This is a genomic window from Pseudomonas sp. PVC-3-1 (assembly GCF_057444315.1).
The window spans coordinates 976,487-998,238 of record NZ_CM172023.1; the positions used below are offsets into that span (position 1 = coordinate 976,487).

At 60.9% G+C, this 21,752-nt stretch carries 20 protein-coding genes and 1 pseudogene; 17 read left to right on the forward strand and 4 right to left on the reverse strand.

The window, feature by feature from the left end:
* The first annotated feature begins 2 nt into the window (after positions 1-2).
* Positions 3-776, forward strand: coding sequence for a lysophospholipid acyltransferase family protein (locus AC2T4A_RS04700; RefSeq protein ID WP_416744130.1), 774 nt, complete (start codon positions 3-5; stop codon positions 774-776).
* 58 nt (positions 777-834) lie between these two features.
* On the opposite strand, the gene gyrB is transcribed toward AC2T4A_RS04700, so the two are convergent.
* From gyrB to dnaA, 4 genes and pseudogenes are all read right to left on the reverse strand, one after another.
* A complete protein-coding gene (gene gyrB, locus AC2T4A_RS04705) occupies positions 835-3,252 on the reverse strand; it encodes a DNA topoisomerase (ATP-hydrolyzing) subunit B (protein ID WP_416744132.1) in 2,418 nt (805 codons plus the stop codon).
* A 3-nt stretch (positions 3,253-3,255) separates the two neighbouring features.
* Positions 3,256-4,358: pseudogene (gene recF, locus AC2T4A_RS04710) on the reverse strand (DNA replication/repair protein RecF).
* 9 nt (positions 4,359-4,367) lie between these two features.
* Positions 4,368-5,474: a DNA polymerase III subunit beta gene (dnaN, locus tag AC2T4A_RS04715; RefSeq protein ID WP_478376939.1), complete on the reverse strand. Its 1,107-nt coding sequence runs from the start codon at positions 5,472-5,474 to the stop codon at positions 4,368-4,370.
* A gap of 29 nt (positions 5,475-5,503) precedes the next feature.
* Positions 5,504-7,033, reverse strand: coding sequence for a chromosomal replication initiator protein DnaA (dnaA, locus tag AC2T4A_RS04720; protein ID WP_416744136.1), 1,530 nt, complete (start codon positions 7,031-7,033; stop codon positions 5,504-5,506).
* A 519-nt stretch (positions 7,034-7,552) separates the two neighbouring features.
* Between dnaA and rpmH the strand changes: the two genes are divergently transcribed.
* From rpmH to atpG, 16 genes are all read left to right on the forward strand, one after another.
* Positions 7,553-7,687, forward strand: coding sequence for a 50S ribosomal protein L34 (gene rpmH, locus AC2T4A_RS04725; RefSeq protein ID WP_003100258.1), 135 nt, complete (start codon positions 7,553-7,555; stop codon positions 7,685-7,687).
* 14 nt (positions 7,688-7,701) lie between these two features.
* A complete protein-coding gene (gene rnpA / locus AC2T4A_RS04730; protein ID WP_026079029.1) occupies positions 7,702-8,109 on the forward strand; it encodes a ribonuclease P protein component in 408 nt (135 codons plus the stop codon).
* Positions 8,102-8,350 (forward strand): membrane protein insertion efficiency factor YidD, encoded by a 249-nt coding sequence (yidD, locus tag AC2T4A_RS04735; protein WP_015479779.1) that lies wholly within the window; start codon positions 8,102-8,104, stop codon positions 8,348-8,350. The genes rnpA and yidD overlap by 8 nt, the downstream gene beginning before the upstream one ends.
* Positions 8,351-8,352: 2 nt before the next feature.
* Entirely contained in the window at positions 8,353-10,101 is a 1,749-nt protein-coding gene (gene yidC / locus AC2T4A_RS04740) for a membrane protein insertase YidC (protein ID WP_486742831.1), read from the forward strand.
* 106 nt (positions 10,102-10,207) lie between these two features.
* Positions 10,208-11,575, forward strand: a complete 1,368-nt coding sequence (mnmE, locus tag AC2T4A_RS04745; protein ID WP_486742832.1) for a tRNA uridine-5-carboxymethylaminomethyl(34) synthesis GTPase MnmE — start codon at positions 10,208-10,210, stop codon at positions 11,573-11,575.
* A gap of 547 nt (positions 11,576-12,122) precedes the next feature.
* On the forward strand, positions 12,123-14,015 hold the full coding sequence (gene mnmG / locus AC2T4A_RS04750; RefSeq protein ID WP_486742833.1) for a tRNA uridine-5-carboxymethylaminomethyl(34) synthesis enzyme MnmG: 1,893 nt from the start codon (positions 12,123-12,125) through the stop codon (positions 14,013-14,015).
* Complete coding sequence (rsmG, locus tag AC2T4A_RS04755) at positions 14,015-14,665, forward strand: 16S rRNA (guanine(527)-N(7))-methyltransferase RsmG (RefSeq protein ID WP_486742834.1); 651 nt, start codon at positions 14,015-14,017, stop codon at positions 14,663-14,665. Before mnmG ends, rsmG begins: the two co-directional genes overlap by 1 nt.
* 18 nt (positions 14,666-14,683) lie before the next feature.
* The gene (locus AC2T4A_RS04760; protein WP_024765005.1) at positions 14,684-15,472 is read left to right on the forward strand and encodes a ParA family protein; all 789 of its coding nucleotides are present in this window, start codon (positions 14,684-14,686) and stop codon (positions 15,470-15,472) included.
* Between the two features lie 17 nt (positions 15,473-15,489).
* Positions 15,490-16,362: a ParB/RepB/Spo0J family partition protein gene (locus AC2T4A_RS04765; RefSeq protein ID WP_486742835.1), complete on the forward strand. Its 873-nt coding sequence runs from the start codon at positions 15,490-15,492 to the stop codon at positions 16,360-16,362.
* 151 nt (positions 16,363-16,513) lie between these two features.
* Positions 16,514-16,921, forward strand: a complete 408-nt coding sequence (locus AC2T4A_RS04770; RefSeq protein ID WP_416744145.1) for a F0F1 ATP synthase subunit I — start codon at positions 16,514-16,516, stop codon at positions 16,919-16,921.
* A 16-nt stretch (positions 16,922-16,937) separates the two neighbouring features.
* Positions 16,938-17,807: a F0F1 ATP synthase subunit A gene (atpB, locus tag AC2T4A_RS04775; protein WP_017518843.1), complete on the forward strand. Its 870-nt coding sequence runs from the start codon at positions 16,938-16,940 to the stop codon at positions 17,805-17,807.
* 110 nt (positions 17,808-17,917) lie between these two features.
* On the forward strand, positions 17,918-18,175 hold the full coding sequence (gene atpE / locus AC2T4A_RS04780; RefSeq protein WP_003457994.1) for a F0F1 ATP synthase subunit C: 258 nt from the start codon (positions 17,918-17,920) through the stop codon (positions 18,173-18,175).
* 52 nt (positions 18,176-18,227) lie between these two features.
* A complete protein-coding gene (locus AC2T4A_RS04785) occupies positions 18,228-18,698 on the forward strand; it encodes a F0F1 ATP synthase subunit B (RefSeq protein WP_017518842.1) in 471 nt (156 codons plus the stop codon).
* Between the two features lie 12 nt (positions 18,699-18,710).
* The gene (locus tag AC2T4A_RS04790; RefSeq protein ID WP_024765001.1) at positions 18,711-19,247 is read left to right on the forward strand and encodes a F0F1 ATP synthase subunit delta; all 537 of its coding nucleotides are present in this window, start codon (positions 18,711-18,713) and stop codon (positions 19,245-19,247) included.
* An 18-nt stretch (positions 19,248-19,265) separates the two neighbouring features.
* Complete coding sequence (atpA, locus tag AC2T4A_RS04795; protein ID WP_045213785.1) at positions 19,266-20,810, forward strand: F0F1 ATP synthase subunit alpha; 1,545 nt, start codon at positions 19,266-19,268, stop codon at positions 20,808-20,810.
* Between the two features lie 52 nt (positions 20,811-20,862).
* Positions 20,863-21,723 (forward strand): F0F1 ATP synthase subunit gamma, encoded by an 861-nt coding sequence (gene atpG / locus AC2T4A_RS04800; RefSeq protein WP_017518839.1) that lies wholly within the window; start codon positions 20,863-20,865, stop codon positions 21,721-21,723.
* The last annotated feature ends 29 nt before the right edge of the window (positions 21,724-21,752 follow it).

Consider the following 21,752-nt stretch of genomic DNA (forward strand, 5'->3'; position numbering starts at 1 on the left):
CCATGTCGATAGTGCAGGCCATCAGAACCGTACTCTTCTACCTGCTGCTGTCGTCCAGCGCCTTCGTCTGGGGCACCCTCAGCCTGCTGATCGCGCCATTCCTGCCGTACCGCGCGCGCTACCGTTTCATTGCCCAGGCCTGGTGCAAATTCGCCGTCTGGCTCGCTAGCTGGATGGTCGGTGTGCGCTACGAACTCAAGGGCGTGGAGAACATCCCCGACCAGCCCTGCGTGATCCTCGCCAAACACCAGAGCACCTGGGAGACCTTCTTCCTCACCGGTTACTTCGAGCCGCTGGCTCTGGTACTCAAACGCGAACTGCTGTTCGTGCCCTTTTTCGGCTGGGCCATGGCGCTGCTTAAACCCATCGCCATCAATCGCGAGCAGCCCAAGGTGGCCCTCAAGCAGATCGCCAAGCAGGGCGATGAGTGTCTCAAGAAGGGCGCCTGGGTCCTGATCTTCCCCGAAGGCACCCGCGTGCCCACCGGGCAGATCGGAAAGTTCTCCCGCGGTGGCGCCTCCCTGGCCGTCAACGCCAGCCTGCCGGTGCTGCCGATTGCCCACAACGCCGGACACTGCTGGCCGAAGAACGGCTGGGCGAAATATCCCGGCACCATCCAGGTAGTAATCGGCCCGGCGATGTACGCAGAAGGAGAGGGCGCACGCGCCATCACCGAGCTCAACCAGCGTGCCGAGAACTGGGTCGTGCAGACCCTGCGCGACATGGGCGAGCTGCCTCCGGAAGCTACACCTCAAGCAGTCGCCGAAGCCTCCTGAGCATTTCTGCGAAGCAAAAGAAAAGGGCCCCGAAGGGCCCTTTCTTTTTGCCTGCAGGTCAGACGTCCAGGTTGGACACTGCCAGGGCGTTGCTTTCGATGAAGTCGCGGCGCGGCTCCACGGCATCGCCCATCAGGGTATTGAACAGCTGGTCGGCCGCGATGGCATCCTCGATGGTTACCTTGAGCATGCGACGCACGTTCGGGTCCATGGTGGTTTCCCACAGCTGATCCGGGTTCATCTCGCCCAGACCTTTGTATCGCTGGATGCTGTGGCGCTTGGTGCCTTCGGTCATCAGCCAGTCGAGAGCTTCCTTGAAGCTGCTGACGCTCTTCTTGCGTTCACCCTTCTGCACGTACGCGCCATCTTCCAGCAGGCTGTTCAGCTTGCTGCCCAGTTCGGTTACCGCGCGGTAATCGTTGCTGGCGAAGAAGTCGCGGTTGAAGGTAACGTAGTTCGACAGGCCGTGGGCAACCATCTCGACTTCCGGCAGCCACAGGTGACGCTCGCGGTCTTCGCGCAGGCTGACCTTGTAGGTCAGGCCGGACTTCTCCACCGCCTTCAGGCGCGCCTGGAACTGCTCGATCCAGGCCTGCATGGTGGCCTGGTCACCCAGCTTGTCGGCCTCGATGCGCGGCAGGTAGATGAAGTGCTCGGTCAGGTCCTGCGGGTACAGACGGGACAGGCGGGAGAGGGTGCGCATGACACCACGATATTCGTTAACCAGCTTCTCCAGCGCTTCTCCGGACAGACCCGGGGCGCTTTCGTTGACGTGCACGCTGGCTTCCTCAAGGGCCGACTGGGTCATGTATTCCTCCATGGCCACGTCGTCCTTGATGTACTGCTCCTGCTTGCCGCGCTTCACCTTGTACAGCGGCGGCTGAGCGATATAGATGTAGCCACGCTCGACCAACTCCGGCAGTTGACGGAAGAAGAAGGTCAGCAACAGGGTACGGATGTGCGAACCGTCGACGTCAGCATCGGTCATGATGATGATGTTGTGGTAGCGCAGCTTGTCGATGTTGTACTCCTCGCGACCGATACCGCAGCCCAGCGCGGTGATCAGCGTGCCGACCTCCTGGGAGGACAGCATCTTGTCGAAGCGAGCTTTCTCGACGTTGAGGATCTTGCCCTTGAGCGGCAGGATCGCCTGGGTCTTGCGGTTACGGCCCTGCTTCGCAGAACCGCCCGCGGAGTCACCTTCCACGATGTACAGTTCGGAGAGGGCGGGGTCCTTCTCCTGGCAGTCGGCGAGCTTGCCCGGCAGACCGGCGATGTCCAGCGCGCCCTTGCGGCGAGTCATCTCACGGGCCTTGCGCGCGGCTTCACGGGCGCGGGCAGCGTCGATCATCTTGCCGACCACGGCCTTGGCTTCGTTCGGGTTCTCCAGCAGGAAGTCGGCGAAGTACTTGCCCATCTCCTGTTCCACGGCAGTCTTCACCTCCGAGGAAACCAGCTTGTCCTTGGTCTGCGAGCTGAACTTAGGATCCGGCACCTTCACCGAAATGATTGCAGTCAGACCTTCACGGGCGTCGTCACCCGTGGTGGCGATCTTGAATTTCTTCGCCAGGCCTTCCTGCTCGATGTAGTTGTTCAGATGACGGGTAAGGGCGGAGCGGAAGCCCGCCAGGTGGGTACCGCCGTCACGCTGGGGAATGTTGTTGGTAAAGCAGAGGATGTTCTCGTTGAAGCTGTCGTTCCACTGCAGAGCGACTTCCACGCCGACGCCGTCTTCTTCGCGCTGGCAGTTGAAGTGGAAGACCTGGTTCACCGCGGTCTTGTTGGTGTTCAGGTACTCGACGAAAGCGCGCAGGCCACCCTCGTACTTGAACAGCTCTTCCTTGCCAGCACGCTCGTCACGCAGGACGATGCCGACGCCGGAGTTGAGGAAGGACAGCTCGCGAATCCGCTTGGCCAGGATGTCCCAGCTGAAGTGGATATTGTGGAAGGTTTCCGGGGAGGGCTTGAAGTGAACTTCGGTACCCGACCCATCTGTATCGCCCACCGGGCGCAGCGGGAATTGCGGAACGCCGTGGTGATAAACCTGTTCCCAGACCTTGCCTTCACGGCGAATGGTCAGGCGCAGCTCGTGGGAGAGGGCGTTCACAACCGAGACACCCACGCCGTGCAGGCCGCCGGATACCTTGTAGCTGTTGTCGTCGAACTTACCGCCGGCGTGAAGGACGGTCATGATGACCTCGGCCGCGGAGACCCCTTCTTCCTTGTGGATATCCACCGGAATGCCGCGACCGTTGTCGCGCACGGTGATGGATTCATCGGTGTGAATGGTGATGCTGATCTCGCTGCAGTAGCCCGCCAGCGCTTCGTCGATCGAGTTGTCCACGACCTCGAAGACCATGTGGTGCAGGCCAGTGCCGTCGTCGGTGTCACCGATGTACATGCCTGGACGCTTACGTACGGCATCCAGCCCCTTCAGTACCTTGATACTGGAAGAGTCGTAGGTGTTCTCGCTCATTCTTCACTCCCGATGGTAGTGTCCTGAGAGACGCGCCCATGTTCCACGTGGAACATCGACACCGGCGTTTCCATTTGCCAGCCGTCTTTCAATAAGTGCGGGTCGACGCAGGTGATGAATACCTGGCAACCCAGATCTTCGAGAAGCCGGCACAATGACAACCGATGCTTCTCATCCAATTCGGAGGGGAGGTCATCCACCAGGTAGACGCATTGCCCGCGCTTGGCCTGGTTGATCAAATGCCCCTGGGCAATCCGCAAAGCGCAGACCACCAATTTCTGTTGGCCACGAGATAGGATCTCCGCGGCATTGTGCCCCCCCAGGCGAATTCTCAAATCCGCTCTTTGCGGCCCGGCCTGGGTATGCCCCATCTGCTGATCGCGCAGCAGGCTGGAAGACAGCACTTCACTCAGCTCGCGTTCCTTATCCCATCCCCGGTAATAGCTGAGCGTCAGATCATCGATCTGGATCAGCTCGGCCAGGGTACGCTCGAACTGGGGTTTGAGTGCCTGGATATAGGACCGTCGATAGGCGTCGATTTCATCGCTCGCCGAGCATAATTCGCGGTCCCACGCGGCCTGCGAAGCACCGTCCAGTTTACCATGTCGGAGCCACGAGTTCCGCTGCCGCAGGGCCTTCTGCAGTCTTTGCCAGGCGATCATGAAGCGTTGTTCCACGTGGAACACACCCCAATCGAGGAACTGCCGGCGAATCTTCGGAGCGCCCTCCAGCAAGCGGAAGCTATCCGGGTTGATCAGTTGCAGCGGCAGGGTCTCCGCTAGCTGGGCAGCGCTGCGCGCATTCTGGCCATCGATGCGAATCTGAAACTCCCCCTGGCGATCTCGCGAAACCCCCAGGCTGCTATCAAAGCCATTGCCCAGGCGCACCTGTCCAAACACCGTGCAAGCCGGTTCTTCGTACTGGATGACAGGTTGCAGACGCATGCTGCGGAATGAGCGGGCGAGCCCGAGCAGGTGGATGGCTTCCAGCACGCTGGTTTTGCCGCTGCCGTTTTCGCCGTAGAGGATGTTGATGCGGGGGGAGGGGGAGAAGGTCACCGGGTGCAGGTTACGCACCGCGGTGACCGAAAGGCGGGTAAGGGACATCGATACGCGTCAGAGGCGCATCGGCATGACGACGTAGGCAGAATCGTCGTTGTCCGCTTCCTGCAGGAGTGCACTGCTGTTGGAGTCGGAGAGGATCATGCGCATCTGCTCCGTCCCCATTACACCCAGGACGTCCAGCAGGTAGCTCACGTTGAAGCCGATTTCCAGGCTGCCACCGTTGTAGTCGACCTGCACTTCTTCCTCCGCCTCTTCCTGTTCCGGGTTATTCGCCTGGATTTTCAGGAGGCCATTGGAGAGCTGCAGACGGATACCACGGTACTTCTCGTTGGAAAGAATCGCGGTACGGCTGAACGCTTCGCGCAGAACCTGGCGATCACCGAGCACCAGCTTGTCACCGCCCTTGGGCAGTACGCGCTCGTAGTCGGGGAACTTGCCGTCCACCAGTTTGGAAGTGAAGGTGAACTCACCGGTGGTCGCACGAATGTGATGCTGGCCAAGCACGATGGACACTTCGCCGTCCTGCTCGGTGAGCAGGCGAGCCAGTTCAAGAATGCCTTTGCGCGGCACGATCACTTGATGGCGATCCTGAGCTTCCGGGACGCCGTTGCTCAGCGAGCACATGGCGAGACGGTGACCGTCGGTGGCCACAGCACGCAGGGTGCCGCCGCCAACTTCCAGCAGCATGCCGTTCAGGTAATAACGCACATCCTGCTGCGCCATGGCGAAGCTGGTGCGATCGATCAGGCGACGCAGCTTGCTCTGCACCAGGCTGAAAGTCAGCGAGCCCGGGCCTTCTTCCACGGTGGGGAAGTCATTGGCGGGCAGGGTGGAGAGGGTGAAGCGGCTGCGGCCGGCTTTTACCAGAAGCTTCTGCTCATCAACGCGGATATCGATCACGGCATCGCTGGGCAGGCTCTTGCAGATATCCATCAGCTTTCGCGCCGGCACGGTGATTTCACCCGGCTCGGCAGCATCTTCCAGCGTGACACGACCCACCAGTTCGACTTCGAGGTCGGTACCGGTCAGCGACAGTTGCTGACCTTCGACGACCAGCAGGACGTTGGAAAGAACCGGCAGCGTCTGGCGGCGCTCAACAACGCCAGCGACCAGTTGCAGGGGTTTCAACAGAGCTTCGCGTTGAATAGTGAAATGCATGGTCTAGTCCCTTGCCTCGTGAGGCTGCGTCAAGTGGTCAGAGTACGCAGCAGGTTCTTGTAGTCCTCGCGGATATCCGCGTCGGATTCCTTGAGTTGAGCGATCTTACGACAGGCGTGCAGCACCGTGGTGTGATCCCGACCGCCGAAGGCCACGCCGATCTCCGGCAGGCTGTGGTTGGTCAGTTCCTTGGAGAGTGCCATGGCAACCTGACGCGGACGTGCCACCGAGCGCGAACGGCGCTTGGACAGCAGGTCGGCGATCTTGATCTTGTAGTACTCGGCGACGGTGCGCTGGATATTGTCGATGCTGACCAGCTTGTCCTGCAGGGCCAGCAGGTCCTTCAGCGACTCGCGGATCAACTCGATGGTGATCGGCCGGCCCATGAAGTGGGAGTGGGCAATCACACGCTTGAGCGCACCTTCCAGCTCGCGCACGTTGGAGCGAATGCGCTGGGCGATGAAGAACGCAGCGTCGTGCGGCAGTTCGACCTTGGCCTGCTCGGCCTTCTTCATCAGGATCGCCACACGGGTTTCCAGCTCCGGCGGCTCCACGGCCACCGTGAGACCCCAGCCGAAGCGTGACTTCAGGCGCTCTTCCAGGCCTTCGATTTCCTTCGGGTAGCGGTCGCTGGTCAGGATGACCTGCTGGCCGCCTTCAAGAAGGGCGTTGAAGGTGTGGAAGAACTCTTCCTGGGAACGCTCCTTGCGGGCAAAGAACTGGATATCGTCGATCAACAGCGCGTCCACCGAACGGTAGAAGCGCTTGAACTCGTTAATGGCATTGAGCTGCAGCGCTTTCACCATGTCCGCGACGAAGCGCTCCGAATGCAGGTACACGACCTTGGCATTGGGGTTCTTCTTCAGCAGATGGTTACCCACAGCGTGCATCAAGTGGGTTTTCCCCAGGCCGACGCCGCCATAAAGGAAGAGCGGGTTGTAGCCGTGCTTGAGGTTGTCCGCTACCTGCCAGGCCGCTGCGCGGGCCAACTGGTTGGATTTACCTTCGACGAAGTTCTCGAAGGTGAAGGTGCGGTTGAGGTAGCTGGTGTGCTTGAGCGCACCTTCTACCTGCACGTTGCGCTCCGTACGCACCGCAGCAGCCGGCATGGCGGCGGCCAGCGGGTCGATACCCGGGCTGGATTCGTCAAGATCAGCGATGGCCTGCACCGGCGCAGCCTGGATCAGCTGCGGTTCGGCGACGGACATCGCCACCGGCGCCGGAGCAACGGCAACAGGGGCCACTACTGGTTGCGCGACTGGCTGGACGCTGACCTGCGGCGTAGGTACCAGGGCAGGGCGCGGCGTACGGCTGCGGCGGCTACCGATCAGCAGCGAGATCGCCGGGATCTGCCCATTACCGCGCTCGCTCAGCAGCTCGAGCAAGCGCCCCATGTACTTTTCATTGACCCAGTCGAGTACGAAACGGTTGGGTGCGTAGACGCGCAGCTCTTCACCCTCGGCCTCGACCTGCAAAGGTCGAATCCAGGTGTTGAATTGCTGGGACGGCAGCTCGTCGCGCAGAAGCTCCACGCACTGCTGCCAAAGTTCCACGGACACGGATATCCCCCAAAGAAGTCGCAAAGCGAAACAGGCGGCTATTGTATCCGCGCCCGGCCAACTTATCCACAGTTAAGCGAGCCGGGATACAAGCAAAATCAAGGTGTTAATGATTTTACCGGCGGTCGGCTAATAGCGCCTTGAGCCTTGTGGATAACAGCTTGATGGGGCAGGGGAAGACTCTGGTGATCGTTCTGTGGAAAAAATCCCTGTGGAAAAACCCGCATTCCATACCCAGCTTTCCAACCGGCCCCACACAAGCAGCCCACGACTTCCCGACAGGCTTATCATTCCACCCAGGCCGCTTATTCAAAGGCGCTTGCAGACTTATGCACAGGCAAAGGCCTGCATAAACATAATCATCGTTTCAATCTTTAAAAAAGAGATTTCCTCCCTTTCTATAGATTTTGTATCCGGGTCTGGTTGGAAATTGACCTGACCGCCTGATTTCACTAGAATCGCCGGTCTCTTTAAACGGGGTCACTGCGACCTCATGTCGTCAAACCCAGGTACCGAATCATGAAACGTACTTTCCAACCCAGCACCCTCAAGCGCGCTCGCGTGCACGGCTTCCGCGCTCGCATGGCCACCAAAAACGGTCGTCAGGTTCTGTCGCGTCGTCGCGCCAAGGGCCGTAAGCGTCTGACCGTCTGATTTGTCTGACACAGGTGGTGAGTCGAGATTTCAGCCGGGATAAGCGTCTTCTGACAGCCCGGCAATTCACTGCAGTCTTCGACTCCCCCACCTCCAAGGTTCCCGGCAAGCACATCCTGCTGCTGGCGCGCGAAAACGGTCTCGATCATCCCCGCCTGGGCCTGGTGATCGGTAAGAAGAACGTCAAGCTCGCCGTCGAGCGCAACCGCCTCAAACGCCTTCTCCGTGAATCCTTCCGCCATAACCAGCAGAAGCTGGCTGGCCTGGATATCGTGGTGATCGCGCGCAAGGGCCTCGGCGATCTGGAGAATGAAGAGCTGCACCAGCAGTTCGGCAAACTCTGGAAGCGTCTATTGCGCAACCGGCCCAGCCCGGAACCTTCGACAGAATCTCCGGGAGTGGCCGACAGTTCCCATGCGTAGACTGGCGCTGTTACTGATCCAGTTTTACCGCTACGCCATCAGTCCCATGATGGGCAGGCACTGTCGTTTCTACCCCAGCTGTTCCTGCTACGCGCAGGAGGCCATTGAAACCCATGGCTTCCTGCGTGGTGGCTGGCTGGCCGCTCGTCGCCTCGGCCGCTGCCACCCCTGGCATCCCGGTGGCTACGATCCGGTACCGCCAGATCCTTCCAAGCCCGCCCCTTCCTCGACGGCCGAGTAACCATGGACATCAAACGTTCAATCCTATTCGTCGCCCTGGCAATCGTGTCCTATGCGCTGGTTCTCCAGTGGAACAAGGACTACGGCCAGCCCGAACTGCCGGCACAGACCGCGACCTTCAATCAGACTGAAGGCCTGCCAGACACTTCCGTGCCTGCCGGCAACGCGGCCAATGCCGACGTACCCACCACGCAGAACGCCCAGGCCAGCCTGCCCAACGAGCAGAAGCCGGCGGCAGTCAGCGAACAGCTGATCCGCGTGAAGACCGATGTCCTGGACCTGACCATCGACCCGCGCGGCGGCGACGTGATCAGGCTCGGCCTGACCCAGTACCCGCTGCGCCAGGACCGCCCGGACGTGCCGTTCCCGCTGTTCGAGCGTGACAACCAGCGCACCTACCTGGCCCAGAGTGGCCTGACCGGAGCCAACGGTCCGGATGCCGCTGCCGGTGGTCGTCCGCTCTACGCCTCGGCTAAACCCGTCTACGAACTGGCCGACGGCCAGGACCAGATGGTCGTCGACCTGACTTATGCACAGGACGGCGTCAGCTACATCAAGCGCTTCACCTTCCACCGCGGCCTGAAAAACGACTGCACCGAGAAGGAAAAAGCGCAGAAGAAGCTGGAGTGCATCAATCCCAATGCCTATCAGGTCGGCGTGAGCTACCTGATCGACAACCAGAGCGACAAACCGTGGAACGCCTCGCTGTTCGCCCAGCTCAAGCGTGACGCCAGCGTCGACCCGTCCTCCACCACCGCTACCGGCGTATCGACCTACCTCGGCGCTGCGGTCTGGACCCCTGAAAAGCCCTACGTGAAAGTGTCCATGAAGGACATGGACAAGGAGCAGTTCAAGGAAACCGTCCAGGGTGGTTGGGTAGCCTGGCTGCAGCACTACTTCGTCACCGCCTGGGTTCCCGCCAAGGGCGATACCCACAGCGTGATGACCCGCAAGGACGCCCAGGGCAATTACATCGTCGGCTACACCGGTCCCAACCTGACCGTCGCTCCCGGCGCCAAGGGCGAAACCAGCATGACCCTGTATGCCGGCCCGAAACTGCAGGCATACCTGAAGGAACTGTCCCCGGGTCTGGAACTGACCGTCGACTACGGCCCGCTGTGGTTCATCGCCCAACCGATCTTCTGGCTGCTGCAACATATCCACAACCTGGTGGGTAACTGGGGCTGGTCGATCATCTTCCTGACCATTGTCATCAAACTGGCTTTCTTCCCGCTGTCCGCCGCCAGCTACCGCTCCATGGCCCGCATGCGCGCCGTGTCGCCGAAACTGGCTGCACTGAAGGAACAGCATGGCGACGATCGCCAGAAGATGTCCCAGGCGATGATGGAGCTGTACAAGAAAGAGAAGATCAATCCGCTGGGCGGCTGCCTGCCGATCCTGGTGCAGATGCCGGTCTTCCTCTCCCTGTACTGGGTTCTGCTGGAAAGCGTCGAGATGCGCCAGGCTCCGTGGCTGGGCTGGATCGTCGACCTGTCGGTGAAGGATCCGTTCTTCATCCTGCCGATCATCATGGGCGCCACCATGCTGGTTCAGCAGATGCTCAACCCGACACCGCCGGACCCCATGCAGGCCAAGGTGATGAAGCTGATGCCGATCATCTTCACCTTCTTCTTCCTGTGGTTCCCAGCCGGTCTGGTTCTGTACTGGGTTGTGAACAACTGCCTGTCCATCGCACAGCAGTGGTACATTACCCGTCGGATCGAGGCTGCCGCGAAGAAGGCTTCTGCCTGATATCGCAGCCTGACACCGATCGACAAGACGCCCCCTCGTGGGGCGTTTTGCTATGTGGATAACTTGCCTGCCCGCGAGCCACGACAACAACCGCGAGACCGCCGACATGAATGCAGCCCGTGAAACCATCGCCGCCGTCGCCACTGCCCAGGGCCGTGGTGGAGTGGGCATCGTCCGCGTCTCCGGCCCCCGTGCGCGGGCCATGGCCATCACCCTGAGCGGTCGCGAGCCACAACCGCGCTACGCCCACTATGGGCCGTTCCACGCCGATGACGGCGATGTCATCGACGAAGGCCTGCTGCTCTACTTCCCGGGCCCGAACTCCTTCACCGGCGAAGACGTACTCGAACTGCAAGGGCACGGCGGCCCAGTGGTGATGGACATGCTCCTGCAGCGCTGTCTGGAACTGGGCGCACGCCAGGCCCGCCCCGGCGAGTTCAGCGAACGCGCCTTCCTCAACGACAAGCTCGACCTGGCCCAGGCCGAAGCCATCGCCGACCTTATCGAGGCCAGCTCCGCGCAAGCTGCACGCAATGCCGTGCGCTCCCTGCAAGGCGAGTTCTCCCGCCGCGTGCACAGCCTTACCGACCAACTGATCGGCCTGCGCATGTACGTCGAGGCCGCCATCGACTTCCCGGAAGAAGAAATCGACTTCCTCGCCGATGGCCATGTCCTCTCGCAACTGGATGCAGTACGCGCCGAACTGGCTTCGGTACTGCGCGAAGCCGGCCAGGGTGCACTGCTGCGCGACGGCATGACCGTGGTTATTGCCGGGCGTCCCAACGCCGGAAAATCCAGCCTGCTGAACGCCCTCGCCGGGCGTGAAGCCGCCATCGTCACTGACATTGCCGGCACCACACGCGACGTGCTGCGCGAACATATCCACATCGACGGCATGCCACTGCACATCATCGATACCGCCGGCCTGCGCAGTACCGACGACCATGTGGAAAAGATCGGCGTAGAGCGCGCGCTGAAGGCCATCAACGAGGCCGACCGGGTTCTCCTGGTGGTCGACTCCACCGCACCGGAAGCCAACGACCCCTTTGCACTGTGGCCGGAGTTCCTCGACAGCCGACCAGACCCGACGCATGTGACCCTGATCCGCAACAAGGCGGATTTATCCACAGAACACATCGGGCTCGAAGAAAGCGCCGACGGCCACGTCACCATCACCCTGTCCGCCCGCTCGGGCCATGGCTTGGACCTCCTACGCGAGCACTTGAAGGCCTGCATGGGCTTCGAACAGACCGCGGAGAGCAGCTTCAGCGCTCGCCGGCGCCACCTTGAAGCTCTGCGACAGGCGGGAGACAGCCTTGAGCACGGCCGCGCACAGCTCACCCTGAGCGGCGCAGGCGAACTGCTGGCCGAAGACCTGCGTCAGGCTCAGCAAGCCCTGGGCGAGATTACCGGCGCCTTCACGCCGGACGACCTGCTGGGACGTATCTTCTCAAGCTTCTGCATTGGCAAGTAATCCACAACTCCGCTTTCCCTGCCGATGACGGGTCTACTCGTCATCGCGTCTTCTGCTGTCCGGCATTTCTCTCCCCTGAAGACCTATCCACAACCAGAAACTCTTCAGGAGGCCCGTCATACGTGGCCTTCAGAGCAGAAATTGCGAACTCCACAGGGCTCCCTGAGCCTTGTGGAAAAGTCGCGTACAGCTGCGTTAACAAACCCTGCATCATCCAGTGGATAAATGCGCCTGTTGATAACAACCCCATTAATCCACAGGCTGAACACGGGGGATCCCCTGCCACCGTACAGAATCGACACAGGGTTGTTAGGCGCTGAAACGTAAGCCATATCTGGCCTACAAGTGGTTATCCACAGAAAACTGCTTCACCATACATAAACACAAGCTCTAAAAAGATTTAAAGAAGTTCCTCTCTTTTATTTTCTATAGAGGCGAACAGTATCCGTTGGCTATTTTTTGTTCAGGTGCCTTCAATCGAAAGCCCTTACCCCCTATACTGTCCGGCTCTCTTCTTTCTCCTTGATCAACAGGCACGAGGTGCGTGGTGGATTTCCCTTCCCGTTTTGACGTGATCGTGATCGGCGGCGGCCATGCCGGCACAGAGGCCGCACTAGCGGCTGCACGCATGGGCGTGAAGACGCTGCTGCTCACCCACAATGTGGAAACCCTTGGCCAGATGAGCTGCAACCCCGCCATCGGTGGGATCGGCAAAAGCCATCTGGTAAAGGAAATCGATGCGCTGGGTGGTGCCATGGCACTGGCCACCGATAAAGGCGGCATCCAGTTCCGCGTGTTGAACAGCCGCAAAGGCCCGGCAGTCCGTGCGACTCGCGCCCAGGCAGACCGTGTTCTCTACAAGGCCGCCGTGCGCGAGATCCTGGAGAACCAGTCGAACCTGTGGATATTCCAGCAGGCCTGTGATGACCTGATCGTCGAACAGGATCAGGTGCGCGGCGTAGTGACCCAGATGGGTCTGAAATTCCATGCCGATAACGTCGTTCTCACTGCCGGCACTTTCCTCGGCGGACTTATCCACATCGGCCTGGAGAACTACTCCGGTGGCCGTGCCGGTGATCCGCCCTCGATCGCCCTGGCCCGACGCCTGCGCGAGCTGCCGCTGCGTGTCGGTCGCCTGAAGACCGGCACCCCGCCGCGCATCGACGGCCGCAGTGTCGATTTCAGCGTAATGACCGAGCAGCCCGGCGATACGCCGATCCCGGTGATGTCCTTCCTGGGCAACAAGGAAATGCACCCGCGCCAGGTCAGCTGCTGGATCACCCATACCAACGCGCGTACCCATGAGATCATCGCGTCCAACCTCGATCGCTCGCCCATGTACTCTGGCGTGATCGAAGGCGTCGGGCCGCGCTACTGCCCGTCGATCGAAGATAAGATCCATCGCTTCGCCGACAAGGACAGCCATCAGGTCTTCCTCGAACCGGAAGGTCTGACGACACATGAGCTGTACCCGAACGGTATTTCCACGTCGCTGCCCTTCGATGTGCAACTGGATATCGTCCGCTCGATCCGCGGCATGGAGAACGCGCACATCGTTCGCCCGGGCTACGCCATCGAGTACGACTACTTCGACCCGCGCGATCTGAAGTACAGCCTGGAGACCAAGGTGATCGGCGGCCTTTTCTTCGCTGGCCAGATCAACGGCACCACCGGTTACGAAGAAGCCGGCGCTCAGGGCCTGCTCGCCGGCGCCAACGCCGCACTGCGTTCGCAAGGTCGTGAAAGCTGGTGCCCGCGTCGCGACGAGGCCTACATCGGCGTGCTGGTCGACGACCTGATTACTCTCGGCACCCAGGAGCCGTACCGCATGTTCACCTCGCGTGCCGAATACCGGTTGATCCTGCGCGAGGACAACGCGGACCTGCGCCTGACCGAGAAAGGCCGCGAACTGGGTCTGATCGACGACGAGCGCTGGGCGGCCTTCGAAGCCAAGCGTGAAGGCATCGAACGCGAGGAGCAGCGGCTGAAGAGCACCTGGGTCCGCCCCAATACACCGCAGGGCGACGCCATCGCCGAGCGCTTCGGCACTCCGCTGGCCCACGAATACAATCTGCTGAACCTGCTGGCCCGTCCGGAAATCGACTACGTCAGCCTGGCCGAAGTGACTGGCGTAAGCGCGGATGACCCGCAAGTCGCCGAACAGGTGGAGATCCGCACCAAGTACGCGGGTTACATCGATCGCCAACAGGAAGAGATCGCTCGCTTGCGCGCCAGCGAAGACACTCGTCTGCCTGTGGATATCGACTACCAGTCCATTTCCGGGCTCTCCAAGGAGATCCAGCTCAAGCTGGGTAACGCCCGACCGGAAACCCTCGGTCAGGCCGGGCGCATCCCGGGCGTCACCCCGGCGGCCATCTCCCTGTTGCTGATCCACCTGAAGAAGCGTTCCTCCGGTCGTCAGCTGGAGCAGAGCGCCTGATGTCCCTGGTCACCGCCCGCCACGCCGAAGAACTCGCGCGTGGCATCCAGACGCTTGGCCTGGATATCGACGCCGCTACCCAACAGCGACTGCTGGATTACCTGGCCCTGCTGGCCAAGTGGAACAAGGCCTACAACCTCACCGCCGTGCGCGATGTGGATGAAATGGTCTCCCGCCACCTGCTCGACAGCCTGAGTATCGTCCCATCGTTCGAAGCCGCCGGCGGCGAACGCTGGCTGGACGTCGGCAGCGGCGGCGGCATGCCCGGCATTCCGCTGGCCATCCTGTTCCCCGGCAAGTTCCTGACTCTGTTGGATAGCAACGGCAAGAAGACCCGCTTCCTCACCCAGGTGAAGCTGGAGCTCAAGCTCGACAACCTGCAGGTTATCCACAGCCGGGTCGAAGCCTTCCAGCCCGAGCAGCCGTTCAACGGCATCGTCTCCCGGGCGTTCAGTAGTCTCGAAGACTTCACCAACTGGACGCGCCACCTGGGGGACACCCAGACCAACTGGCTGGCCATGAAAGGCGTGCACCCCAGCGACGAGCTCGCGGCACTCCCGGAAGATTTCCGGGTCGAAGCCGAACGTGCTCTGGCGGTGCCGGGTTGCCAAGGCCAGCGCCATCTGCTGATACTGCGCCGCACTGCATGACGGGGAGTGGGGAAAACCATGGCTAAGGTATTCGCGATCGCCAACCAGAAGGGCGGCGTCGGCAAGACCACGACCTGTATCAACCTCGCGGCATCGCTGGTCGCCACCAAGCGCCGCGTGCTGCTGATCGATCTTGATCCACAGGGCAATGCCACCACCGGCAGCGGTGTGGATAAGTTGTCCCTGGACCATTCCATCTACGACGTGCTCACCGGCGAATGCGACCTGGCCCAGGCCATGCAGTTCTCCGAGCACGGCGGCTACCAGCTGCTACCCGCCAACCGCGACCTCACCGCGGCGGAAGTGGTGCTGCTGGAAATGGACATGAAGGAACATCGCCTGCGCCACGCGCTGGCGCCGATCCGCGAGAACTACGACTTCATCCTCATCGACTGCCCGCCGTCGCTGTCGATGCTGACGGTCAACGCCCTGTCCGCTTCGGACGGCGTGATCATCCCGATGCAGTGCGAGTACTACGCACTGGAGGGTTTGACCGACCTGATGAACAGCATCCAGCGCATCGCCGAGCGACTGAACCCGGCGCTGAAGATCGAAGGCCTGCTGCGCACCATGTACGACCCGCGCATCAGCCTGACCAACGACGTCAGCGCGCAGTTGCAGGAACACTTCGGCGACAAGCTCTACACCACCGTGATCCCGCGCAACGTGCGGCTGGCCGAGGCACCCAGCTTCGGCATGCCGGCGCTGGTCTACGACAAGCAATCCCGCGGTGCCCTCGCCTACCTGGCGCTGGCCGGCGAGCTGGTGCGCCGTCAGCGCGCCGCCCGCACCACCGCCCCCGCCTAAGAGATTAAGGAACCCGCATGGCCGCCAAGAAACGAGGTCTCGGACGCGGGCTGGACGCCCTGCTCAGTGGCTCCAGCGCCGCTACGCTGCAGGAAGAAGCCGTTCAGGTGGACAGCAAGGAGCTGCAACACCTGCCGCTGGACCTGATCCAGCGTGGCAAGTACCAGCCCCGTCGCGACATGGACCCGCAGGCCCTGGAAGAACTCGCCCAGTCGATCAAGGTCCAGGGCGTGATGCAGCCGATCGTGGTTCGCCCGATCGACAAGGGTCGCTACGAGATCATCGCCGGTGAACGCCGCTGGCGCGCCAGCCAGCAGGCCGGCCTGGACAAGATCCCGGCCATGGTCCGCGAAGTGCCGGACGAAGCCGCCATCGCCATGGCGCTGATCGAGAACATCCAGCGCGAGGACCTCAACCCCATCGAGGAAGCTGCCGCGCTGCAGCGCCTGCAGCAGGAATTCCAGCTGACCCAGCAACAGGTCGCCGACTCCGTCGGCAAATCCCGCGTGACCGTGGCCAACCTGCTGCGCCTGATCGCCCTGCCGGAAGAGATCAAGACCCTGCTCTCCCACGGAGATCTTGAAATGGGCCACGCCCGCGCCCTGCTCGGATTGCCCGAGAATCGTCAGGTCGAAGGTGCGCGACATGTTGTCGCACGAGGCTTCACCGTGCGTCAGACCGAAGCACTAGTGCGCCAGTGGCTGAACACCTCCGAGGAACCTGTCAAAGCGGTCAGGACCGACCCGGACATCAGCCGCCTGGAACAGCGCCTGGCCGAGCGCCTGGGCGCTCCGGTGCAGATTCGCCATGGGCAGAAGGGCAAAGGGCAGTTGGTGATCCGCTACAACTCCCTCGATGAGCTCCAGGGCGTTCTCGCGCACATACGTTGATACGAACGTAGCATGTAGGGGTCGTCGGAAATCACTACCTGACGGTTGAATGGGTATGCGGCGCCCCCTATACTCTGCGCGCAATTTTGTCGGCACAAAGTATGCCAAGTTGTTGATTTGTGAAGCCGACGCCAGAGGACTGTGAGCTCAGATGGAACCCCGCAAGCCCAATCGTTTGCCCTTCCATCGTCAACCGGCGTTCAGCCTGTTGCTCGTCCAACTGGTGGTGCTGCTTATCGGTGCAGCAACCCTGTGGTTTGCACAGGGATCGGTCGCAGGCTATTCCGGATTGCTCGGGGGCCTGATTGCGTGGTTGCCGAATCTGTACTTTGCTCGCAAGGCGTTCCGCTACAGCGGTGCGCGTTCTGCCCAGCTGATAGTCCGGTCCTTTTATGCCGGTGAGGCGGGAAAACTGATTCTGACGGCAGTGCTCTTCGCACTGACGTTCGCAGGTGTGAAGCCGCTGGCGCCCCTGGCGCTGTTCGGCCTCTACCTGCTGACCCTCGCGGTCAGCTGGTTTGCACCCCTGCTGATGCGAAACACATTTACAAGACCTTAGAGCGATTGAGGCAAACATGGCAGCAGAAAGCGCTTCGGGTTACATCCAGCACCACTTGCAGAACCTGACTCTGGGTCGTCTGCCGGATGGTTCCTGGGGGTTCGCCCACACCGCCGAACAAGCCAAGGAAATGGGCTTCTGGGCATTCCACGTTGATACCCTGGGCTGGTCCGTATTCCTCGGCCTGGTGTTCATCCTTATCTTCCGCATGGCAGCCAAGAAGGCCACCAGCGGTCAACCTGGCGGCCTGCAGAACTTCGTCGAAGTTCTCGTGGAGTTCGTCGACGGCAGCGTGAAGGACACCTTCCACGGCCGTAACCCGCTCATCGCACCGCTGGCGCTGACCGTGTTCGTCTGGATTTTCCTGATGAACCTGATCGACCTGGTGCCCGTGGACTTCCTGCCGCTCGCGGCCCAGGCGGTGACCGGCAACGAGCACCTGTTCTTCCGCGCCGTAGCCACCACCGATCCGAACGCCACCTTCGGCATGTCGATCGCGGTCTTCGCGCTGATCATCTTCTACAGCATCAAGGTCAAGGGCATCGGCGGCTTCCTCGGCGAACTGACCCTGCACCCGTTCCACAGCAGCAACATGGTGGTTCAGATCATCCTGATCCCCGTGAACTTCCTGCTGGAGTTTGTGACCCTGATCGCCAAGCCGGTATCCCTGGCACTGCGTCTGTTCGGCAACATGTACGCCGGCGAGCTGATCTTCATCCTGATCGCCGTGATGTTCGGTTCCGGCATCCTCTGGCTGGGCGGCATGGGCGTCGTGCTGAACTGGGCGTGGGCCGTGTTCCACATCCTGATCATCACCCTGCAGGCCTTCATCTTCATGATGCTGACCATCGTCTATCTGTCGATGGCTCACGAAGACAGCCACTGATCCAAAGATTCTATGCGCCCATTCCCCTGCGGGAGTGGGCGTAAGAAGAGCTTCACCACCTTAACTTGCTTCAACCTTTAACCAACACGACAAAAAAGTCGGGAGGAAAAATGGAAACTGTAGTTGGACTCACTGCTATCGCCGTTGCTCTGCTGATCGGTCTGGGCGCTCTGGGTACCGCCATCGGCTTCGGCCTGCTGGGCGGCAAGTTCCTGGAAGGCGCTGCTCGTCAGCCGGAAATGGTTCCGATGCTGCAGGTCAAAATGTTCATCGTCGCCGGCCTGCTCGACGCCGTGACCATGATCGGCGTTGGTATCGCTCTGTTCTTCACCTTCGCTAACCCGTTCATTGCTCAGGTTGCCCAGTAATTTCCGCAACGCGGAAATCTGTGACTGAACAACGAACGAGCGAGGTATTGGCGTGAACATTAATGCAACTCTGATCGGCCAGGCCATCGCGTTCGCCATCTTCGTCCTGTTCTGCATGAAGTTCGTATGGCCTCCGGTCATCGCGGCTCTGCACGAGCGTCAGAAGAAGATTGCCGACGGCCTGGACGCTGCCAACCGCGCGGCTCGTGACCTGGAACTGGCCCACGAGAAAGCGGGTCAGCAACTGCGCGAAGCCAAGGCTCAGGCAGCCGAAATCATCGAGCAGGCGAAGAAGAGCGCTAACCAGATCGTTGACGAAGCCCGTGATCAGGCCCGTGCCGAAGGTGATCGCATGATCGCCCAGGCCAAAGCCCAGATCGAACAGGAACTCAACAGCGTCAAAGACGCCCTGCGTGCCCAAGTGGGTGCCCTGGCTGTCTCCGGCGCCGAGAAGATCCTGGGAGCTTCGATCGATGCCAATGCGCAAAAGCAGCTGGTTGATCAACTGGCCGCCGAGATCTAAGCAGAGGGCGATATGGCAGAACTGACCACATTGGCTCGTCCATACGCGAAGGCGGCTTTCGAGTACGCCCAGGCTCATCAGCAATTGGCCGATTGGTCTGCTGCTCTGGGTGTGCTGGCTGCAGTGTCGCAGGACGACACCGTGCGCCAGCTGCTCAAGGAGCCCCAGCTGACCGCAGCCGCCAAGGCTGACGCGCTGATCGACGTGTGTGGCGACAAGCTCAATGCTCCGGCCCAGAACTTCGTCCGGACTGTGGCTGAAAACAAGCGGCTCGACCTGCTGCCGACCATCTTCGTGATGTTCGAGCAACTCAAGGCCGAGCAGGAAAAATTGGTCGAGGTCGAGGTCACCAGTGCCTTCGCCTTGGACCAGCAACAGCAGGACAAACTCGCCAAGGCTCTCAGCGCCCGGCTCAGTCGCGAAGTGCGACTTCATGCGTCGGAAGACGCGAGCCTGATCGGCGGCGTGGTAATTCGCGCCGGTGACTTGGTAATCGATGGCTCGGTGCGCGGCAAAATCGCGAAACTGGCCGAAGCGTTGAAATCTTGAGTTTGAAGGGGCAGCGGCATGCAGCAACTCAATCCTTCCGAAATTAGTGAAATCATCAAGGGGCGCATCGAGAAACTCGACGTCGCCTCGCAAGCGCGCAACGAAGGCACCATCGTCAGTGTTTCCGATGGCATCGTGCGCATCTTCGGTCTGGCCGACGTCATGTACGGCGAGATGATCGAATTCCCGGGCGGCGTCTACGGTATGGCGCTGAACCTGGAGCAAGACTCCGTTGGTGCTGTGGTACTGGGTGAATACCAGGACCTCAAAGAAGGCATGAATGCCAAGTGCACCGGCCGCATCCTGGAAGTACCGGTTGGTCCGGAACTGCTGGGTCGCGTTGTCGACGCCCTGGGTAACCCGATCGATGGCAAAGGCCCGATCGATGCCAAACTGACCGACGCCGTCGAGAAAGTGGCACCGGGCGTGATCTGGCGTAAGTCGGTAGACCAGCCGGTTCAGACCGGTTACAAGTCGGTCGACGCCATGATCCCGGTTGGCCGTGGCCAGCGCGAGCTGATCATCGGTGACCGTCAGATCGGTAAAACCGCTCTGGCCATCGACGCCATCATCAACCAGAAGAACAGCGGCATCCGTTGCGTCTACGTAGCCATTGGTCAGAAGCAATCGACCATCGCCAACGTCGTTCGCAAGCTGGAAGAAAACGGCGCCCTGGCCAACACCATCGTGGTCGTTGCCAGTGCTTCGGAATCCGCAGCTCTGCAATACCTGGCTCCGTACTCCGGTTGCACCATGGGCGAATTCTTCCGCGACCGCGGTGAAGATGCCCTGATCGTGTACGATGACCTGTCCAAGCAGGCCGTAGCCTACCGCCAGATCTCCCTGCTGCTGCGCCGTCCGCCGGGCCGCGAAGCTTACCCGGGCGACGTGTTCTATCTCCACAGCCGTCTGCTGGAGCGCGCTTCCCGCGTTTCCGAAGAGTACGTAGAGAAGTTCACCAACGGCGAAGTGAAAGGCAAGACCGGTTCTCTGACCGCCCTGCCGATCATCGAAACCCAGGCTGGCGACGTTTCCGCATTCGTTCCGACCAACGTGATTTCCATCACCGACGGTCAGATCTTCCTGGAATCGGCCATGTTCAACTCGGGTATCCGTCCGGCCGTCAACGCCGGTATCTCGGTATCCCGTGTAGGTGGCGCGGCCCAGACCAAGATCATCAAGAAGCTGTCCGGCGGTATCCGTACCGCGCTGGCCCAGTACCGTGAACTGGCGGCCTTCGCCCAGTTCGCTTCGGACCTGGACGACGCGACCCGCAAGCAGCTGGAACATGGTCAGCGCGTTACCGAGCTGATGAAGCAGAAGCAATACGCGCCGATGTCCATCGCCGAGATGTCGCTGTCCCTGTATGCCGCCGAGCGTGGCTTCCTGCAGGACGTCGAGATCGCCAAGGTGGGCGCCTTCGAACAAGCGCTGATCGCCTACTTCCAACGTGAGAACGCCGCTCTGCTGGCGAAGATCAACGAGAAGGGTGACTTCAACGACGAAATCGACGCAGGCATCAAGGCCGGCATCGAGAAGTTCAAGGCCACCCAAACCTGGTAAGCCGCAGCGGGGGTCGTTAACGGCCCCCGCCTGCTAAACCGATAGGTGTGAAATGGCAGGCGCAAAAGAGATTCGCAGCAAGATTGCGAGCATCAAAAGCACGCAAAAAATCACCAATGCCATGGAAAAGGTGGCGGTGAGCAAGATGCGCAAGGCACAAATGCGCATGGCGGCCGGCCGTCCCTACGCGGAGCGCATTCGCCAGGTGATCGGCCATCTGGCCAACGCCAACCCGGAATACCGTCACCCGTTCATGGTCGAGCGTGAAGTCAAGCGCGTCGGCTACATCGTGGTGAGCTCCGACCGTGGCCTGGCTGGCGGCCTGAACATCAACCTGTTCAAGGCTCTCGTCAAGGACATGAGCGGGCAGCGCGATCGTGGCGCGGAGATTGACCTCTGCGTGATCGGCTCCAAGGGTGCATCCTTCTTCAAGAGCTATGGCGGCAACGTAGTTGCAGCTATCAGCCACCTGGGCGAAGAGCCGTCGATCAATGATCTGATCGGCAGCGTCAAGGTCATGCTGGATGCCTACCTGGAAGGTCGTATCGATCGCCTGTACGTGGTTTCCAACAAGTTCGTCAACACCATGACCCAGAAGCCGACCGTGGAACAGCTGATTCCGCTGGTGGCCGAGGACAATGCCGAGCTGAAGCACCACTGGGACTACCTCTACGAACCCGACGCCAAGGCCCTCCTCGACGGCCTGCTGGTGCGCTACGTGGAATCCCAGGTGTACCAGGCCGTGGTTGAGAACAACGCCTGTGAGCAGGCGGCCCGGATGATTGCAATGAAGAACGCTACCGACAACGCCGGTGATCTGATCAGTGGTCTGCAACTGATCTACAACAAGGCACGTCAGGCGGCGATCACCCAGGAAATCTCGGAAATCGTCGGCGGCGCTGCCGCGGTGTAAGAACAGGTTCAAAATTCAGAGGAACCAGA

Coding starts and splice junctions, on each gene's coding strand:
- gyrB (WP_416744132.1), bottom strand. CDS start 3,252: ATGAGCGAGAACACCTACGACTCTTCCAGTATCAAGGTACTGAAGGGG.
- atpA (WP_045213785.1), top strand. CDS start 19,266: ATGCAGCAACTCAATCCTTCCGAAATTAGTGAAATCATCAAGGGGCGC.
- rsmG (WP_486742834.1), top strand. CDS start 14,015: ATGTCCCTGGTCACCGCCCGCCACGCCGAAGAACTCGCGCGTGGCATC.
- AC2T4A_RS04765 (WP_486742835.1), top strand. CDS start 15,490: ATGGCCGCCAAGAAACGAGGTCTCGGACGCGGGCTGGACGCCCTGCTC.
- AC2T4A_RS04790 (WP_024765001.1), top strand. CDS start 18,711: ATGGCAGAACTGACCACATTGGCTCGTCCATACGCGAAGGCGGCTTTC.
- atpG (WP_017518839.1), top strand. CDS start 20,863: ATGGCAGGCGCAAAAGAGATTCGCAGCAAGATTGCGAGCATCAAAAGC.
- dnaN (WP_478376939.1), bottom strand. CDS start 5,474: ATGCATTTCACTATTCAACGCGAAGCTCTGTTGAAACCCCTGCAACTG.
- atpB (WP_017518843.1), top strand. CDS start 16,938: ATGGCAGCAGAAAGCGCTTCGGGTTACATCCAGCACCACTTGCAGAAC.
- yidD (WP_015479779.1), top strand. CDS start 8,102: ATGCGTAGACTGGCGCTGTTACTGATCCAGTTTTACCGCTACGCCATC.
- AC2T4A_RS04760 (WP_024765005.1), top strand. CDS start 14,684: ATGGCTAAGGTATTCGCGATCGCCAACCAGAAGGGCGGCGTCGGCAAG.
- yidC (WP_486742831.1), top strand. CDS start 8,353: ATGGACATCAAACGTTCAATCCTATTCGTCGCCCTGGCAATCGTGTCC.
- atpE (WP_003457994.1), top strand. CDS start 17,918: ATGGAAACTGTAGTTGGACTCACTGCTATCGCCGTTGCTCTGCTGATC.
- rpmH (WP_003100258.1), top strand. CDS start 7,553: ATGAAACGTACTTTCCAACCCAGCACCCTCAAGCGCGCTCGCGTGCAC.
- mnmE (WP_486742832.1), top strand. CDS start 10,208: ATGAATGCAGCCCGTGAAACCATCGCCGCCGTCGCCACTGCCCAGGGC.
- AC2T4A_RS04770 (WP_416744145.1), top strand. CDS start 16,514: ATGGAACCCCGCAAGCCCAATCGTTTGCCCTTCCATCGTCAACCGGCG.
- AC2T4A_RS04700 (WP_416744130.1), top strand. CDS start 3: ATGTCGATAGTGCAGGCCATCAGAACCGTACTCTTCTACCTGCTGCTG.